General features: G+C 63.4%; 15 protein-coding genes. 8 read left to right on the top strand and 7 right to left on the bottom strand.

Annotated features, from left to right (window positions below; genetic code table 11):
- Nucleotides 1-71: 71 nt before the first annotated feature.
- The 6 genes from ACP146_RS19410 (at nucleotide 72) to ACP146_RS19385 (ending at nucleotide 7,393) form a co-directional block, all read left to right on the top strand.
- Nucleotides 72-1,064, top strand: a complete 993-nt coding sequence (locus ACP146_RS19410; RefSeq protein ID WP_422368408.1) for a tripartite tricarboxylate transporter substrate binding protein — start codon at nucleotides 72-74, stop codon at nucleotides 1,062-1,064.
- 138 nt (nucleotides 1,065-1,202) lie between these two features.
- Nucleotides 1,203-1,658 (top strand): tripartite tricarboxylate transporter TctB family protein, encoded by a 456-nt coding sequence (locus tag ACP146_RS19405; RefSeq protein WP_422368407.1) that lies wholly within the window; start codon nucleotides 1,203-1,205, stop codon nucleotides 1,656-1,658.
- A 3-nt stretch (nucleotides 1,659-1,661) separates the two neighbouring features.
- Nucleotides 1,662-3,200 carry a tripartite tricarboxylate transporter permease gene (locus ACP146_RS19400; protein WP_422368406.1) on the top strand — a complete coding sequence of 513 codons (1,539 nt, stop codon included), beginning with the start codon at nucleotides 1,662-1,664 and terminating at the stop codon, nucleotides 3,198-3,200.
- 80 nt (nucleotides 3,201-3,280) lie between these two features.
- Nucleotides 3,281-4,912 (top strand): GMC family oxidoreductase, encoded by a 1,632-nt coding sequence (locus ACP146_RS19395; RefSeq protein WP_422368405.1) that lies wholly within the window; start codon nucleotides 3,281-3,283, stop codon nucleotides 4,910-4,912.
- A gap of 64 nt (nucleotides 4,913-4,976) precedes the next feature.
- Nucleotides 4,977-6,323, top strand: coding sequence for an oxygen-independent coproporphyrinogen III oxidase (hemN, locus tag ACP146_RS19390; RefSeq protein WP_422368404.1), 1,347 nt, complete (start codon nucleotides 4,977-4,979; stop codon nucleotides 6,321-6,323).
- Nucleotides 6,324-6,619: 296 nt separating this feature from the next.
- Nucleotides 6,620-7,393: a hypothetical protein gene (locus ACP146_RS19385; protein WP_422368403.1), complete on the top strand. Its 774-nt coding sequence runs from the start codon at nucleotides 6,620-6,622 to the stop codon at nucleotides 7,391-7,393.
- Here ACP146_RS19385 and ACP146_RS19380 read toward each other — a convergent pair.
- From ACP146_RS19380 to ACP146_RS19355, 6 genes are read right to left on the bottom strand one after another with little or no spacing between them, the layout of a single operon-like run.
- Entirely contained in the window at nucleotides 7,390-8,355 is a 966-nt protein-coding gene (locus tag ACP146_RS19380; RefSeq protein WP_422368402.1) for an RDD family protein, read from the bottom strand. The genes ACP146_RS19385 and ACP146_RS19380 overlap by 4 nt on opposite strands.
- Nucleotides 8,342-9,346 (bottom strand): stage II sporulation protein M, encoded by a 1,005-nt coding sequence (locus tag ACP146_RS19375; protein ID WP_422368401.1) that lies wholly within the window; start codon nucleotides 9,344-9,346, stop codon nucleotides 8,342-8,344. The genes ACP146_RS19380 and ACP146_RS19375 overlap by 14 nt, the downstream gene beginning before the upstream one ends.
- Entirely contained in the window at nucleotides 9,346-10,656 is a 1,311-nt protein-coding gene (locus ACP146_RS19370; RefSeq protein ID WP_422368400.1) for a DUF58 domain-containing protein, read from the bottom strand. Before ACP146_RS19370 ends, ACP146_RS19375 begins: the two co-directional genes overlap by 1 nt.
- Entirely contained in the window at nucleotides 10,653-11,549 is an 897-nt protein-coding gene (locus tag ACP146_RS19365; protein WP_422368399.1) for an AAA family ATPase, read from the bottom strand. The genes ACP146_RS19370 and ACP146_RS19365 overlap by 4 nt, the downstream gene beginning before the upstream one ends.
- Nucleotides 11,524-12,897: a DUF4350 domain-containing protein gene (locus ACP146_RS19360; RefSeq protein ID WP_422368398.1), complete on the bottom strand. Its 1,374-nt coding sequence runs from the start codon at nucleotides 12,895-12,897 to the stop codon at nucleotides 11,524-11,526. The genes ACP146_RS19365 and ACP146_RS19360 overlap by 26 nt, the downstream gene beginning before the upstream one ends.
- Nucleotides 12,894-13,646 carry a hypothetical protein gene (locus ACP146_RS19355; RefSeq protein ID WP_422368397.1) on the bottom strand — a complete coding sequence of 251 codons (753 nt, stop codon included), beginning with the start codon at nucleotides 13,644-13,646 and terminating at the stop codon, nucleotides 12,894-12,896. The genes ACP146_RS19360 and ACP146_RS19355 overlap by 4 nt, the downstream gene beginning before the upstream one ends.
- Between ACP146_RS19355 and ACP146_RS19350 the strand changes: the two genes are divergently transcribed.
- Entirely contained in the window at nucleotides 13,634-14,803 is a 1,170-nt protein-coding gene (locus ACP146_RS19350) for a PfkB family carbohydrate kinase (protein ID WP_422368396.1), read from the top strand. The genes ACP146_RS19355 and ACP146_RS19350 overlap by 13 nt on opposite strands.
- Entirely contained in the window at nucleotides 14,800-15,777 is a 978-nt protein-coding gene (locus tag ACP146_RS19345) for a pseudouridine-5'-phosphate glycosidase (RefSeq protein ID WP_422368395.1), read from the top strand. The genes ACP146_RS19350 and ACP146_RS19345 overlap by 4 nt, the downstream gene beginning before the upstream one ends.
- On the opposite strand, the gene ACP146_RS19340 is transcribed toward ACP146_RS19345, so the two are convergent.
- The gene (locus ACP146_RS19340) at nucleotides 15,774-16,451 is read right to left on the bottom strand and encodes a class I SAM-dependent methyltransferase (protein ID WP_422368394.1); all 678 of its coding nucleotides are present in this window, start codon (nucleotides 16,449-16,451) and stop codon (nucleotides 15,774-15,776) included. The two genes, ACP146_RS19345 and ACP146_RS19340, sit on opposite strands and share 4 nt — an antisense overlap.
- Nucleotides 16,452-16,502: the final 51 nt, after the last annotated feature.

Here is a 16,502-nt window from a genome sequence, read left to right as displayed (position 1 = left end):
GGTTGCCGCGCTATGATCATATTTGGGCAAAACGGGCAATTGACCCGTCAATAATGCATTGGGAGGAAAGAATGCGAAAGTTTCCCTTGTCCCGCCGCGCCTTGGTTGCGGCGGCTACCGGCGCAGCTCTGGCTGCCTCTTTGGGTATGGCCTCGGCGCAGGCCCAGGAACTCGATAAAATCCACTTTCTGATCCCCGGCGGCGCCGGCGGTGGCTGGGACGGGACCGCCCGCGGCACCGGCGAGGCGCTGACCAAGGCGGGTCTGGTAGGTACAGCTTCCTACGAGAACATGTCCGGTGGCGGCGGCGGCAAGGCCATCGCCCACCTGATCGAGACCGCGGCCAAGCAGGGCGACACCCTGATGGTGAATTCCACGCCGATCGTCATCCGCTCGCTGCAGGGTGTGTTCCCGCAGTCCTTCCGCGACCTGACGCCGATCGCTTCGACCATCGGCGACTATGCGGCCATGGTCGTCCATAAGGACTCGGCGATTCAGGATTTCGGCGGTTTGGTTGAAGCCTATAACGCCGACCCCACGAACGTTGCCATTGGCGGCGGTTCCGTTGCCGGCGGTATGGACCATCTGGTTGCCGCCCTGGTGATGAAGGGCACGGGCGCCGAGCCCACCGCGGTGAAGTACATTCCCTACGACGCGGGCGGCAAGGCCATGGCCGGCCTGCTCTCCGGCGAGATCAAGGCGCTTTCCACCGGCTTCGGTGAAGCCATCGAACTGGCCAAACAAGGCGAAGTGCGCATTCTCTGCATCACATCTGCCGCACGCCTCGACGCCGCTTCCGACGTTCCGACCTGCGACGAAGCCGGCTCCAAAGGCACCCAGTTCGTGAACTGGCGCGGCTTCTTCGCTGCTCCCGGCCTTTCCGAGGAAAAGAAGGCGGCCTACGTCGCGACGATCCAGAAGATGTACGACACCCCGGAATGGGAAACCGTTCGGGCCCGTAACGGCTGGGTGAACATCTACAACCCCGATGCGGAGTTCGTCGGTTTCCTGGAAACCCAGGAACAGCAGATCGGCGACCTCATGAAGGAATTGGGCTTCCTGTGATTGGCTCAGGCAAGTAGCCTGAAAGCGATCTGAAGGAACTCCCGAAAGGGGAAGCCAGGACCCCGGCTTCCCCTTTCTTTCCTTGATGCCGGGCGAAGAAGCTTGGCAGACTGTTCCGAAAATTGGGGGGACCCCGTCATGTTGACCCGCGATCGCATCGGCGCGCTGCTGATGCTGGCGTTCAGCCTTTTCTACTGGCTGCAGATCGATGAGATCCGTGTGCTGCCGTTTCAGGCCAACGCCGCCTTCACAGCCCGCACAATTCCCGAGATTCTGGCGATCATGGGCATCGTTTTGTCCCTCGTCCTGCTGCTCAAGCCTGGCAGCAACGAGAAGATGCAGGTGACCGGGTTTCTCTGGGGCAAGGCGGCCCTGATCTGTATTGCCATGGTGGCTTACGGTTTGACGGTACGGCCGGCGGGCTTCCTGATTTCCACCAGCCTTTTCCTCATGTTCGGTTTCTGGGTTCTGGGCGAGCGCCGCCCCGTGATCATTCTCGCGGCCTCGGTGCCCCTGGTGGTGCTGTTCTGGCTGCTGATGACCCAGGTGCTGGATGTCTACATCGCGGCGCTGCCCGCGTTTCTGGAGGGTTAGGCCGTGCTGGAAGGTATTCTACAGGGACTCTCCACGGCGGCTTCGCCGGTCAACCTGCTGATGGTCGCCGCCGGCTGCTTTGTCGGCACCTTCATCGGCATGCTGCCGGGCCTCGGGCCCATCTCCGCCATCGCGCTGATGATCCCCATCACCTACGGCTTCGACCCGGCCACCGGCCTGATCCTCATGGCCGGGGTTTACTATGGCGCCATCTTCGGCGGCTCGACCTCCTCGATCCTGATCAACGCCCCCGGCGTTGCCGGTACGGTGGCGACCGCCTTCGACGGTTATCCCATGGCGCGCCAGGGCATGGCCGGCAAGGCGCTGGCGATCGCCGCCTACTCTTCCTTCTCCGGCGGCACCATCGCCGCCGTGTTCCTGCTGATCGCCGCGCCCTCGCTGGCGGCGGTGTCGCTGGCCTTCCAGTCGACGGACTATTTTGCCCTCATGGTGCTGGGTCTCACCGCGGTTGCCGCCTTCGCCGGCAAGGGCAACGTCATCAAGGCGCTGCTGATGACTGCGCTGGGCTTGATGCTGTCCACCGTGGGCACCGACAAAGGCGTCGGCGTGCCGCGTTTTACCTTCGGCAGCCAGTCGCTGATCGACGGCATCTCCTTCCTGCTGCTGGCCATGGCGACCTTCGCCTTGTCGGAAGCGTTGATGTCGATCCTGAGGCCCAAGACCGATGCGGACCGCAAGAAAGAGATGGAGGCGCAGAAGCGGCTCGGCTCGATGAAGATCGAGAAGTCCGAGGTGAAGGAGATGGCCCCGGTGATCGGCCGTTCCTCCGTGCTCGGTTTCTTCGTCGGCGTGCTGCCGGGCGCCGGTGCGACCATCGCGTCTTTCCTCGCCTACGGCATGGAACAGCGTATCGCCGGGCCGAAGAAAGGGGCCGAGTTCGGCAAGGGCTCGATCCGCGGCCTTTCGGCGCCGGAAACCGCCAACAATGCCGCCGCTTCCGGGTCTTTCGTGCCCCTGCTGACCCTGGGCATTCCCGGCTCCGGTACCACCGCGATCATGCTGGGCGCCCTGCTGTCTTACGGCATCCAGCCCGGGCCGCGGCTGTTCCAGGACAATCCGGAGGTCTTCTGGTCGGTCATCATCTCGATGTACATCGGCAACGTGATCCTGCTGATCCTGAACCTGCCGCTGATTCCCTATATCGCCCGGGTTCTGGCGATTCCCTCCAACATCCTCCTGCCGTTGATCGTGTTCTTCTCGCTGATCGGCGTCTACTTCGTCTCCTTCAACACCTTTGACATTCACCTGATGGTGCTCTTCGCCATCGCCGCGGTGGTGTTGCGCCTCCTGGATTTCCCCATGGCGCCCATGCTGTTGGGCTTCATCCTCGGCGGCATGATGGAGGAGAACCTGCGCCGCGCCCTGATGATCAACAACGACAGCTGGTCCTTCCTCTGGGAGCGTGACCTGACCCTGTCGATCCTGATCATCGCCGCCGTGGTGCTCTTCGTTCCGATGATCGGCCCGCGCATCACCGCCGCCCTCAACCGCCGCCGCGAGTCGGCCGGGGAGGGGGGTTGAGGAGAGGCTTTTTCCCCCCGTCGGCGGTGTTATAGTTCCCGCCAAGCAACAAGAAGATCAGATCGAGGCGGGGAACACCGATGGCGGCGGGGACTGAGCGGCAGGACGCCGGAACTTACGACTATGTGATCGTTGGCGCGGGCTCGGCCGGCTGTTGTCTCGCCAACCGTCTGTCTGCCGATCCGGATGTCTCGGTGCTGTTGCTGGAGGCCGGCGGCAGGGACTCCTGGCACTGGATTCATATCCCCGTCGGTTACCTCTACACCATGAACACGCCGCGCACCGACTGGTGCTTCAAGACCGAGGCGGAAGCGGGGCTGAACGGCCGGGCGCTGAATTATCCGCGCGGGCGTGTGCTGGGCGGATCTTCTTCCATCAACGGCATGATCTACATGCGCGGCCAGGCGCGCGACTACGACAACTGGCGTCAGTTCGGCAATCCCGGCTGGGCCTGGAGCGACGTGCTGCCGCTGTTCAAACGCTCGGAAGATCACTTTGCGGGCGGTGACGACTTCCACGGCGGCGACGGCGAACTCAGGGTCGAGGAACAGCGCCTTTCCTGGGAGATCCTGGATGCCTTCCGCGAGGCGGCGGCGGAGAGCGGCATTCCCCCGACGACGGATTTCAATCGCGGGGACAACGAGGGCTGCGGATACTTTCAGGTAAACCAACGCAAGGGCGTGCGCTGGAGTGCGGCCAAGGCCTTCCTGCGTCCGGTCGAGAGCCGGTCCAATCTTACGGTGATGACCCGGGCCCAGGCGGAAAGACTGGTGCTGGACGGCAGGCGGGTGACCGGCATCGACTTCCAACAGGATGGCCAGCCGCGCCGCGCCGCGGCACGCGGCGAGGTGGTGCTGAGCGCCGGGGCCGTCGGGTCGCCGCAGTTGCTGCAGCTTTCCGGCATCGGGCCCGGCGCGCTGCTGCAGGCCCAGGGCATCGACGTGGCCCATGAACTGCCCGGCGTCGGTGAGAACCTGCAGGACCATCTGCAACTGCGCATGATCTTCAAGATCCAGAACACCAAGACCCTGAACAAACAGGTCCAGAGCCTTTTCGGCAAGGCGCTCATGGGCTTGGAATACGCCTTGTTCCGGCGCGGCCCGCTGTCGATGGCGCCCAGCCAGCTCGGCGCCTTCGCCAAATCGGACCCGGCGCGCGAGACGCCGGACCTGCAGTACCACGTTCAACCCCTCAGCCTGCCCAAGTTCGGCGAACCGCTGCATGACTTCCCCGCTTTCACCGCCTCGGTCTGCAATCTGAGGCCGGAGAGCCGCGGGACCATCCATATCCGCTCGGCCGATTTCCGCAAGGCGCCGGTGATCAAACCGAACTACCTGACCGCAGCCAACGACCGGACCATCGCCGCAGCGGCCCTGCGCCTGACCCGGCGCATCTGCGCGGCCCCCGCCCTGCAGCGTTTTCAGCCGGAGGAGTTTCTGCCGGGTGCGGCCATCGAATCAGAGGACGACTTGGCCAAGGCCGCCGGGGATATCGGCACGACGATCTTCCACCCCGTGGGCACCTGCAAGATGGGCAGCGACGCGGGCGCCGTGGTCGACCCGCGCCTCCGCGTTCAGGGCCTTCAAGGGCTGCGGGTGGCCGATGCCTCGATCATGCCGACCATCACCTCCGGCAACACCAATGCGCCGGCCATCATGATCGCCGAAAAAGCGGCGGTCATGATGCGTGAGGACCGCCAGGCCTCGATTTGATGGGCCGACTTCCCATTTGACTGAAATCAATGCCGCCGCAGGCCCAGGCGGCTAGCTTCGCATCATGACAAGCTTGCCGCTCCGCCTGGCCGAAGCCAGGGCCCCGCGCTACACCAGCTATCCGACCGCCCTGCACTTCCATGACGGGGTGGAGGGGGCGCTTTACCGCCAATGGCTGGCGGAACTGCCGGCGGAGATGCCGCTGTCGCTCTACCTGCATGTGCCCTTTTGCCGCCAGCTATGCTGGTACTGCGGCTGCCACATGACGGTGGCCAACGGCTACAAGCGGGTGGCGGCCTATGTGGCGCTGCTGCGCCGTGAAATCGCGCTGCTGGGCGAGGCCCTGGGCGGCAAACGGCCGGTCAGCGGTATCCACTGGGGCGGCGGCACACCCTCGATCCTCAGCGGCGCCGACTTCATGGCGGTGATGGACGATCTTCGACAGGTTTTCGATCTGCTGCCCGGGGCCGAAGTGGCCATAGAGATCGATCCACGCCACCTCGACCGCGAAAAGGCCGAGGCTCTGGCCGCCGCCGGGGTCAACCGGGCCAGCCTGGGGGTGCAGGACGTCAATCCCCACGTTCAGGAGGCGATCAACCGGGTGCAGCCCTTTGCCGTCACCCGCCAGACTGCCGGGCTTCTGCGGGCCGCCGGTATCAAGGCCCTCAACTTCGACCTTATGTACGGCCTGCCGCACCAGGGTCTGGACGACGTGAAGCAGACCGCCGCCCTGGCCGCCGACCTGCAGCCGGACCGGGTTTCCGTCTTCGGCTATGCCCATGTGCCCTGGATGAAGAAGCACCAGAAGATGATCGATACGGCGGCCCTGCCGGGTGCCGAGCAGCGCCTGACCCAGGCGGAACTCGCCGAGCGTATCCTCACGTTGAAGGGCTATCGCGCCGTCGGCCTCGACCACTTCGCGTTGCCCGGCGATCCGCTGTTTCAGGCCGCTGCGGAAGGGCGTTTGCGGCGCAACTTCCAGGGCTACACCACCGATCCGGCAGAGGCTCTACTCGGCCTCGGCGTTTCTTCCATCGGCAGTCTGCCGCAGGGCTATGCCCAGAATGAAAAGGACCTGCTGGCTTACAGCAAGGCCCTGCGAGAGGGCCGGCTTCCGGTCTGCCGCGGCATCGCGGTCACGGCGGAGGATCGGCTGCGGCGAAAGGTCATCGAACGGCTGATGTGCGATTTCGCCGTCGATCTGGCTGCCATCGCCAAGGATCAGGGTTTGCCGGGCTTCGATTTCTCCGAAGATCTGGCGCGCTTGGACCCTTTTATCGAGGATGGGTTGGTCCAGCGCAGCGGCCTGCGCCTGCAGGTGACCCCGGCAGGCAAACAGGCCTTGCGCCTCATCGCCGCCTGTTTCGACGCTTATCTCGGCGAAAGCACGCGGTACAGCCAGGCGGTTTAGAGCAGTCATCTTGGGCTTTGATAAGCCCTCTCACTACAATCTAAGCAATACAGCTATATTCTGGCTGGGCATGGCCCCGGGATGACGATCAAGGTATAGTCGACTCTCAGTGAGACGAATGCGCGGTGGGGATCTGTTTTTTTGCAGGAGCCGCGCCGCGCTGCCGTGCAGGGGGTGCAAGGCATATGACGTTCAACGCGGACGGAAGCGGTCCGAAGGCGGAGCCATAGGTTGGTTTCCGCCATATTCTATTGCCATTCCCAATTCCTTAATTGAATGCATTCGGAGATTCATTGATGAGCGATTCGACAAGCATGAGCGGCGGCCCGGCCGCTTCGGCGGCGATTTCTGTAGGCGCCGTCATCAAGCGCACCTTCAGCGTCTTTCTCGCCAACCTCGTGCCCTTTAGCATCTTGGCTTTGGTGCTCCAGATTCCCGCTTTGCTCTACAACCTGACCACTGTCGACGATCTGATGGTTGGTGCAGAACCTGACTTCGACCTTGGCGGGACCGTGATTCTGCTGGTGTCGATCGTTCTGTCCTATGTGCTGATGGCTGCCTTGGTCTACGGCACCGTCGCCTATATGCGCGGACGACCGGCGGGCATCGGCCAATTGATTTCGAGTGGTCTGGCGGCATTCTTCCCCGTTTTGATCATCGCCATCCTGGCGTCGCTGATCATGGGCGTTGGGCTTGTTCTGCTCATCGTTCCCGGCGTTTTCGCGATTGTCATCTTTGCCGTCACTGTGCCCGCCTATGTCGTCGAAAAGCCCGGCATCATCGGCAGCTTCAAACGCAGCATGGAGTTGACTAAGGGCAATCGCTGGCAGGTTCTCGGCGTGCTGGTGATTCTCTTTGTGGTTTTGCTGATTCTGGGGTCGGTTTTCGGCCTTGTTGCCGGCGTCGCCGTCTTCACGGGCTTTGGCCTCAGCCTGATCATGATCGTCAACTATGTCGTGTCGGCCATCTCGAGCGCTCTGCTGGCCGTTGCGGTCTCCGTGCTCTACCACGACCTGCGCATCGCCAAGGAAGGCGTCGATACCGAGCAGATTGCGGCTGTTTTCGACTAACTTCCGGTCGCACCAGGGCCGTCGGCGGAGCCCGGCGGCCCCTTGCGGTCGTGCTTGTTCTCGCGGCGCTCACCGAACAGGAGGCGGGACTCCAGATGGGCCCGCAAGGCGGCGTAGAAGGCCTCAAGGAAACGGCGGTAATCGACTTTCTCCTCACCGGTCCAACCGATCTTACGCTGTACGCGCAGTGTCACCTCGCGCAGGGTTTCCTGGGTCTGCGGTCCCTTCTGGCGTAGCACATCCTCCAGGGTCTGCAGCTCGTAGATGCCGTAAATCTCCAACTGACTGCGGCTAAAGGGGAACTCCGGGGCGGCCGTTTGGTTCGGGCCTTGCTTTGCCTTCGCGCCGGCGGCTACGTCGGAGAGCAGCAGGGTCTTCGGTGCGGACACGACCCAGGTACCGGCGATTACGTCGCCGGCGCGTAGACGGTCCTTGTTGAAGAAGGGCAGCAGGATGAAGACCGATAGCCAACCGAGGGTCAGCAGGTTTACCCAGGCGCTGCTGCCCTGCTCGGGTCCGGCCAGGAGCAGGGTCAGAGGCAAAAACAGCTCCACCTCGCGAAGGATGTTCCGGGCAAAAACCGCATCCGGGCGCAGGTAGCCGCCCTTGCGGTCGATAACCCGCAGGCCGAGGGCCCGCTTTCCCGGGGTTGCACCCTGCCAGCGCAGTTCGAAGTAGACGAAATAGAAGGTGCGGATCAGGAAAAACAGCAGCAGGGTGACGCCGATGATGATCTCGGAGAACCCGAGTTGCCAGGAGACGAATACGAACGAAAGCACCACGGCACCCAGGGCAACCAGCATGATCACGAGATCGATGAGGACCGCGGCGGCCCGCTCTCCCCGCTCGGCCAATTGAAAGGTCAGCGGCACCCCTTCCGGGGTTACGATCCGGCGCTCGCCCTTTGACCTGGCGGCCGGTGCCGGTTGATTGGGCGTGACCCGCGTACTAGTCGTCGCCATCGCTACGGCCCCGCCCGGAAAACGTGAAGTAGGTCAGCCAGAAGGCCAGCATCAGACCGCCGATGGTATAGCGGACGGCGGTGTCTGTGACCAATTGGCGCACGAAACCCTCTAAGAGTCCGGCGACGAGCAGCATCATCACGGCGCCGACGGCCAGGGTGCCGGCGGCACGGCCGCGTCGCGCCAGGCTGTCCAGACGGCTGTTCTGATCGGGAAAGATGATCGCGCGTGCCAGCACCAGACCGCCGCCGCCACAGAGAATGATGGCCAGTATCTCGGTCGTGCCGTGGACCGACAGCCAGCCGCCGAGATCGCCTAGCAGTCCGTGGCCGTCGAAGAGCGCCAGGAAGGCGCCGAGAATCAGGCCGTTGTAGAACATCAGCAGAATCGTCGGGACTCCCAGGGCAAAGCCCAGGGCAAAGGCCATCAAGGCAACCTTGGAGTTGTGAGTGAAGAGAAAGGTAGCGAAGACGTAGAGGCGCTCCGCCGTGTCGGCACCGTCAAAGAGTGTGCGCCGCAGACTCTCGGTCGAGCTTGCGGGGGTGCGGTCGCCGGCGAGATCGGCGGGCACAAAGCTGTAATACCAGTCCGGCGAGGCTTGAACCAGAAGGAAGCCGATGGTCAGGCCCAGAGTCATCCAGAACCCGGCGATGATGATGGGCCAGAAAGCGCTGCGGACAGCCGCCGGGAAACTCACGGCGAAGAACTGGCCGACGCTCTCGAAGAAGTTCGAGCGCGCGCCGTAGACCTGGAAGTAGGCGCGGGCGCAAAGACTTTCCAGGTAGCCGACGACGTTCTGGTCGAGGGAGATGCTGCGCGCCACGGAGAGTGACGACAGGGCGGCGCGGTAAAGGCTCGGCAGCCGGAGCAATTGTTCGGCAGGCAGCGATTTCAGGCCTTTTTTCTCGGCAATGCCGATCAGGTTCTCCAGCTCCCGCCAGCTTGCCTCACGTTCGCGCCGAAACTCGAAGCTCTTCAGGGGCGCGTTCATCAGATCAACTCCAGACGCTTGATTTCAAGGTAGCGATTGATGATCTCCGGGCCGATCTGTTCGGCCTTTACGTCCAGGCAATGCACGCCCATGCGCCTCAGGCGCTCCATCACGATGCGCCGTTCCCGCAGGAATTCGTCTGCGATGACCGACTTGGACATGGCATTCACATTTGTGGGGTCTCCGTCCACGGTTTCATCCAGGGTGGAGTCCTGCAGGCAGACGAAGAGCACGAGGTGCCGGGCGGCCAGGCGCTCTATGTTCTCCACCATCAACTCGGCGGTGATGGTGTCCACGAACTCGGTCTGGAGGATAACGAGAGATCGCCGGTTGAGACGCCCGGCCAGGGCCGAAAGGCCAAGGGTGAAGTTGGTCTCGTCGGGGCTGTAGCTCAGCTCGGACGCGGCTTTCTGCAGACGCCAGAAGGTTCCGACCCCGCCCGTCGGCTGGCTGAACAGGCGCACGCGGGAATCGAAACCGAAGACGCCGATACGGTCGCCGGCGCGCAGCGAGACATAGCCAAGCTGCAGGCTGGCATTGACGGCGTGGTCCAGCTTGCTGATGCCTTGCAGCGGCTCGCTCATCAGATGACCGGTATCGAAAGCCAGCACGATCTGATGGTTGCGCTCGGTTCGGAACTCCTTGCAGACCAGGCTGCGGTGGCGGGCCGAGTGCTTCCAGTCGATGGAGCGCTGGTCGAGACCGGGAACATAGTCGCGCAGGGCTTCGAACTCCGAGCCTTCGCCCTGCTGGCGCTGCGCCTTGATGCCGAAAAAAGCGTTGGGATCGGAGAATTGGATGGCGGTTTGCCGGACACCGCGGATGTTCGGGGTGACCGAGAGTTCTGCGTCGATCGGCACCACGTGAACGGCGCGCACCAGCCCGAGAGGGCCGGACCAGCGCAGCCAGAGCCGCTCGATCACCGCCGTGCCTCGCTGTTTGGGTTGCAAGGGGAAGGGCAGTATGGCGGTTCCCTGGGCGTTCAGGGGTGCCAGCAGGGGCAAGGGGCGTTCGATCAGACCGTTCACATCGCAGACCGCTTCGATGGTCGCCCGGCGTTGCGTCATCGCCTGCAGGCGTACCCCCAAGGTCTCGGTCTCTCCGATGAAGAGAACTTTCGGGATCTTCAGATCGATATCCAGGCGACCCGGGGAGAGCATCAAAACGCTGTCGGTCAGCAGCGCGAAGCCCGACAGGAACAGCAAGGCGACAACAAAGGGCCAGTACGATTCTTCCGCCAACAGCACACCAAAGGCCAGCGGAACACCGGCGGCAAAGAGGGTGACAGCGCGGAAGGTCGGGCGGATCATCGTGGGGCGGGCACCTGGTCGAGGACCTGACGGATCAGAATGTCGGGCTGCAAGCCCTCGATCTCGGCACCCGGCGCCAGGACAATGCGGTGGCGCAGAGCCGGCAGGGCAATGAACTTCACGTCATCGGGAATGACGTAGTCGCGTCCGTTTATGGCAGCGTAAGCGCGGGCGGCGGTCGCGATCATGTTTGCCGAGCGGGGTGAGGCGCCGAATTCCAGCGACTCGTGTTCGCGGGTCGCACGCACCACATCGACGATATAGTCGACGATGTCGTCTGAAAGCCGCAGCTCTGAGATAGCGCCCCGCATGGCCCCCAGGGCCGCCGGATCGGCGACCTGCTCCAGGCCGAAGTCGGATACCTCCGGCATGACGCTGCGGTGGCCGTGGCGGGCGACGATGGCGCGTTCCTCGTCGCGTGCGGGATAGTCCAGGATATGCTTGAAGAGAAAACGGTCGAGTTGCGCTTCGGGCAGGGGATAGGTTCCCTGCTGTTCGATCGGGTTCTGGGTGGCGATCACCATGAAATTCTCACCCAGGGAATGTGTCGATCCGTCGATGGTCACCGCCCGCTCGTGCATGGCCTGGAGCAGCGCTGCCTGGGTTTTCGGCGGAGTCCGGTTGATCTCGTCCGCCAGGAGGATCTGGCTGAAGATCGGTCCCTTGGTGAGTACGAAACCGCTGGTCTGGAAATTGAAGATGTTGGTGCCCAGAACGTCGCCGGGCATCAGGTCCGGGGTGAACTGGATCCGTCCGAACTGCAGGGAAACCGACGCGGCAAAGGATTGGGCGAGCAGCGTCTTGGCGGTGCCCGGAACACCCTCCAGCAGAACATGCCCTTCAGACAGAAGGGCGACGATCATCAGGTCAAGCGCGGCGTCCTGTCCGACCACGGTTTTGCGAACCTGCTCGCGTATCCGAGCGCAAACCGTTTGGATCGGCTCTATGTCCATGAATCATCTCCTGTTTCCATCGGTAAAGGCGCCGCGCGGCGCGCAGGTAGTGTTGCAGAGGCGGGTTCAGCTGTTGGGTTGCTGCCGCGGCGCGGCTGCTGACCTCGCTGTAGCGCAGGCTGGTGCCGCGCGCCTCGCCGACCCGGTCAAGCCAGCGTGTGAGATCGTGTTCATCCAGATCGCGCGGAATGTTCATATGGCGTCCGAGATCGCGCAGGCAGGCATCGTGATAGCGGCGCAGGATGTCCGGCAGGTTGCCGGCATATTCGAAGAGGCTGGCGGTGTTGTCGATCAATCCACGCTTGCCGGCTTCCAGCCGTGGCGGGGTCGGCAAGGGGGCGCCGAAGCGGCCCGCCGCCGCCCAAACCAGGATGCCGACCGCGGCCAGCATCTGCAGGGCGGCGAGGTTCAGCGGAAAGCTGAGAAGATTGCGCCATAGATCCGGCGAAGTGGTGAAGCCGTGCACGGCTTCATCGAAGACGACCGTGCCGCCGGCCGGTAGCAGCGCCTCAATCAGCGCGACCGCAAAGAGGGCATTGTCGCCCTCGTCGATGCCGCTGTTTGAGATCACATCGGGGTCGGACAAAATCCAGTAGGTTGTGCCTCGGTCGCGCACTTCACCGAGCAGAATGCCCTCATCGCCTTCCACGATTGGGGCGATGTCGTCGGACCGCATCAACTGGGCTTTGCTGATACTCGGTTCGATATCCCAGTCGGCGCCGCGCCAGGTCTGCAGCGTTTCGCTGCGGATGATCTCTGCATCATCCACGACCATGGACAGAACCTGTTCAGGCGTTGAATCGTTCAGCAGACGCATCTCCGCAAGCCAGCGCTGGTTCGGGAAGTCCGGGCGTCCGGCCCACTTCGGCAGGACGATCAAAACGGTCCAGGCTTCCCGCATGGTCTCAAGAGCCTGCACGGCGTCGCTGGTGATGTGGGGCTGTGCGGTTACCAGCAGCCCGTACTCCCCGGCTTTCTCCGCCGAAGCGTTGCGGCTGACGAGAAGGGGAATCTCGAGATCTTTCAGGATTTCGGTCCAGGCACGGTGACCGATGGCCGAATCGGAATAGGCATTGGTGCCGAAGGTCCGCTCGCTCTGGGGATCGGAAAAAACGGCAAGCAATGTTGCCGTTGCAAAGCAGAGAATGCCGACCACCACAAGAATGGCGACGGCCTGAAAGGAGAAGACGCCCCCACCCGGCCCCGAGCCACCCGGTCCAATACCACCCGGCCCTGTCTCACCGGGTGCTTCGGGCCGACCGCCGCTGCTTGCGGGAATCTGGCTCATCGCGCCGCTTCACCTTGTCCGCTGAATTGCAGAAAGTCCTGCCGGCATTGATCGTAGTCCGGGCCGGCCGCATCGCGTCCGCCGAAGTGTTTGATTTCCGAAAGCGAGACCATGCGGGACAAAGGTTCGACCACGGCCGGCGGCACCGGCGCCAGTTGCAGCACCTCGCGGCCGGTAAGGGCCGGTGCGATTCGCGCGCCCAGTTCTCGTCTCAAGCGATCCATGGCAACCAGAAGCAGAAGGTGGATGGCTTCCGCGAAACGGCCCTGGGCAGCCAGAGCGTCGGCTTCTTCCAGGCTGCGGTCGACAACCGCTCTCTGCATATCGAAAAGCGGGGTTTCAACGAGAGTCGCGGAGGGCTGCTGTTTCGATTTGCGTTTCAGTTTGAAGCCGGTGCGGTTCTGCAGGGCATTGAACAGAAAGACCGCCACCATCACGACGAGAATCGCGGCGATGGTCCAGAGGAAGGCTTCTATCACCCAGGGCGGCAATCGCAGGGGTTCGCCACGCTCTTCAACCTCGGGCGGCGCCGGTCTTTCGGTCTGGTAGTTGCCAGAATCCAGCACCCTGTCGCGGCTTTCGCGGATCTGCGCCGGATCGCTCAAACTCTGGGCCTGACCGGTGCCGGGTGCCATCAGTCCGCCGCAGACCGCTACCGCGATCATGATGCCGCAGAGGCAGAAGCGGCGCAGCACGGCCTTGGTCCGCTGCCAAGCGACGCCGCACTGCTGCTTCGATGCCTTGGGCATACCCTGGGCCGGCCCCTTCCATTCGGAGGGGCTATGTCCGTTCAACTGAAAGTTCATCCCCTCTCGGGTATAGCCTGCCGGGAAGGGGCAATCTATCGCGAAGTTTTGCCGCCGCCGTTTCCGCTCCGCTCTGGCGCCGTCGGGCTGCTTCCAGTAAGGGAACAGTCGCGCTTTCTTTTGTCGTAAGAGACAGAGTCGTTTTGCATACTATGGTATCTAATCACTCCTCGTCGTCCGGACCGCCGCCTTTGAAGGTGGTTTGCTTTGGGGCCTGCCATCTTGACCGTAAGGCACAGGCCGCGCGGCCTTTCGTGACCGCGGCATCCAATCCGGTGGCGATTGAGAGTTGTTTTGGCGGCGTCGCCCGCAACGTCGCTGAGAATCTGGGCCGCCTGGGTGTGCAGGCCGTGCTTGTCAGCCGCATCGGCGAAGATGCCGAGGGCCTGGCCGTCCTTGAGAGCCTGGACAACCTGCCCATCGACCACGGCCACCTCAGCCGGTCGGCCACATCGCCGACGGCTTTCCATTTGATTGCCCTGGAGCCGGAAGGCGAGATGCTGGTCGCGGTGGCGGACATGCGTATCTATGATGAGATCGAACCGATTGTGTTGCAGCAGCTTCCGGATGATCTCTGGTCTGCCGAGGCGATCTTCGCCGATTGCAACCTGCCGCCGGAGAGCCTGGCCTACATCGCCGCCAAGGCGGGTGAAGGCTGCCCGCTGGCCGTGAACGGTGTTTCGCCGGCCAAGGTGCTGCGGTGCAAAGCAGTGCTTTCCGAGACGGCCTTTCTCTTTGTGAACCTGCAAGAAGCCATGACGCTGGTCGGGGAGAGCGGAGGCGACGCCACGCCGGAGGCCGCTGCCGCTGCCCTGCGGGCACTCGGAGTCGACGAGGTCGTGATTACCCTGGGTGCAGAAGGTCTCTTGGTCGCCGGCGCGCAGACCTGCCAGCGACTGGAGAGTCTTCCCGGGCCCTTGCGGGATGTTACCGGCGCTGGTGATGCCCTGGCCGCGGCCTATCTGGAGGCGCGTTTGCGGGACCTCGCGCCGGAGGCGGCTGCGGCGCGAGCCCTCGCCGCTGCGCGGTTGACCGTCGATTGCGCCGAGAGCGTTTGCCCTGACCTGTCATTGGAAAAACTGGAGCGCATGACCGCATGAGCCGGACCATCACGACAATAGATTCAGAGCGCCTGGCAGTTCATCCCGAGGTCAGCGAGGCGCTGGCGGAAGGGCGGGCGGTCGTGGCGCTGGAATCGACCATCATCACGCACGGCATGCCGTTTCCCCGCAATCTGGAAACCGCGCTGGCGGTGGAGAGCGACATCCGCGCAGGCGGCGCGGTACCGGCGACCATTGCGATCCTCGACGGCCGCATCCGGGTGGGCCTGGAGGAAACGGAACTGCGCCGCCTCGCCGACATGAAGGCGGTGGCAAAGGTCAGCCGTGCCGACCTTCCGGCGGTATTGGCCGCGGGTCAGGCGGGTTCGACCACGGTTGCCGCCACCATGATCTGCGCGGCTCTTGCCGGGATCCGTATCTTTGCGACCGGCGGCATCGGCGGTGTTCACCGCGGCGCCGAGTTCAGCTTCGACATTTCCGCCGACCTTCAGGAACTGTCGCGCAGCCCGGTCGCCGTGGTCTGCGCCGGCGCCAAGGCGATCCTCGACCTGCCCAAGACTTTGGAAGTGCTGGAGACCCTGGGGGTGCCGGTCATCGGCTTCGGCAGCGATGCCTTTCCGGCCTTCTACAGCCGCGAGAGCGGCCTTGCCGCGCCACTGCGTTGCGACAGCGCGGAACAGGTGGCTTCGGTCATGGCGGTCAAGTGGGGGCTCGGTCCTGCTGATGGTCCCACGGATGGTCCCAGTAATGGTCTGGGCGGTGGTCTGGTGATCGCCAATCCGATCCCGGTTGAGGATGAAATTCCGGCCGCGGCGATGGAAGCGAACATCCAGACTGCGCTGCAAGAAGCTTCGGCGCAGGGCATTCAAGGGAAGGACGTGACGCCGTTCCTGCTTGGACGCCTGGAAGCCCTGACCGAAGGCGCGAGCCTGACCGCCAACATCGCTCTGGTACGCAACAACGCGCGCCTGGCAGCAGCGATCGCCGGTGCTTACAGTGCCGAGGGTTCTTAAAGCCGCTCCGCCACAAGGTGCCAGTGATAGGAACCGGGGCGCTCGTGTTCGCAGTCGACGAGCGACAGCAGCTCGAAGTCTTCGAACAGATTCACTAGTTCGCCCGCCTTGCAATAATAGTGCGGATGGTTCTTGTCACCGTCGCCCGCATCGCTGACCACGAAGGTGTTCGGCGCGACTTCTACACCGATGCCATAGTTGGCATTGCGTTTCGAGAGCATGGTCCCCTGGAAAAGGCCGCCGGGCTTCAGGACGCGGTGGATCTCCGCAATGCTGCGTGCCACCACCTCGCCGTCGCCGTGATAGATGACATTGAAGGACAGTACATAGTCGAAACTGGCGTCGTCGTAGGGTAGGGCCGTCATCAAGCCTTGTCGGCAAGTGATCTCAAGACCATGCTCTGTTGCCTGATTGGCCGCGAACTCGAGGCCGGAAGGACTGGCGTCCATCGCGTGAACGTCAAAACCCTCGCTGGCGAGGTAACAGGCGTGCCGCCCGACGCCGCAGCCAAGATCAAGAATGCTGTGGCAATTTCTTGAATGCAACAGAGGTACGATTGCGGCGACGTCGGGATCAGGATTGAGCCAATCCGCCCGACCGCTCTCGCTCTGCCAGCGGTTTTCCCAAGCTTCGTGAGCGGTGGCCGATTGGTTGGTGAGGGCGTTTTCCTGCATGGCTGCTTCTCCGTGGGTTGGTTTTCGCGAAGGCTCGCTCTCGCCGGCCTG

Source organism: Pelagibius sp. (assembly GCF_965249265.1).
Classification (GTDB): Bacteria; Pseudomonadota; Alphaproteobacteria; order Kiloniellales; family Kiloniellaceae; genus Pelagibius.
Note: the sequence above shows the minus strand (reverse complement) of the source record. Positions and strands in the feature narration are given on the sequence as shown.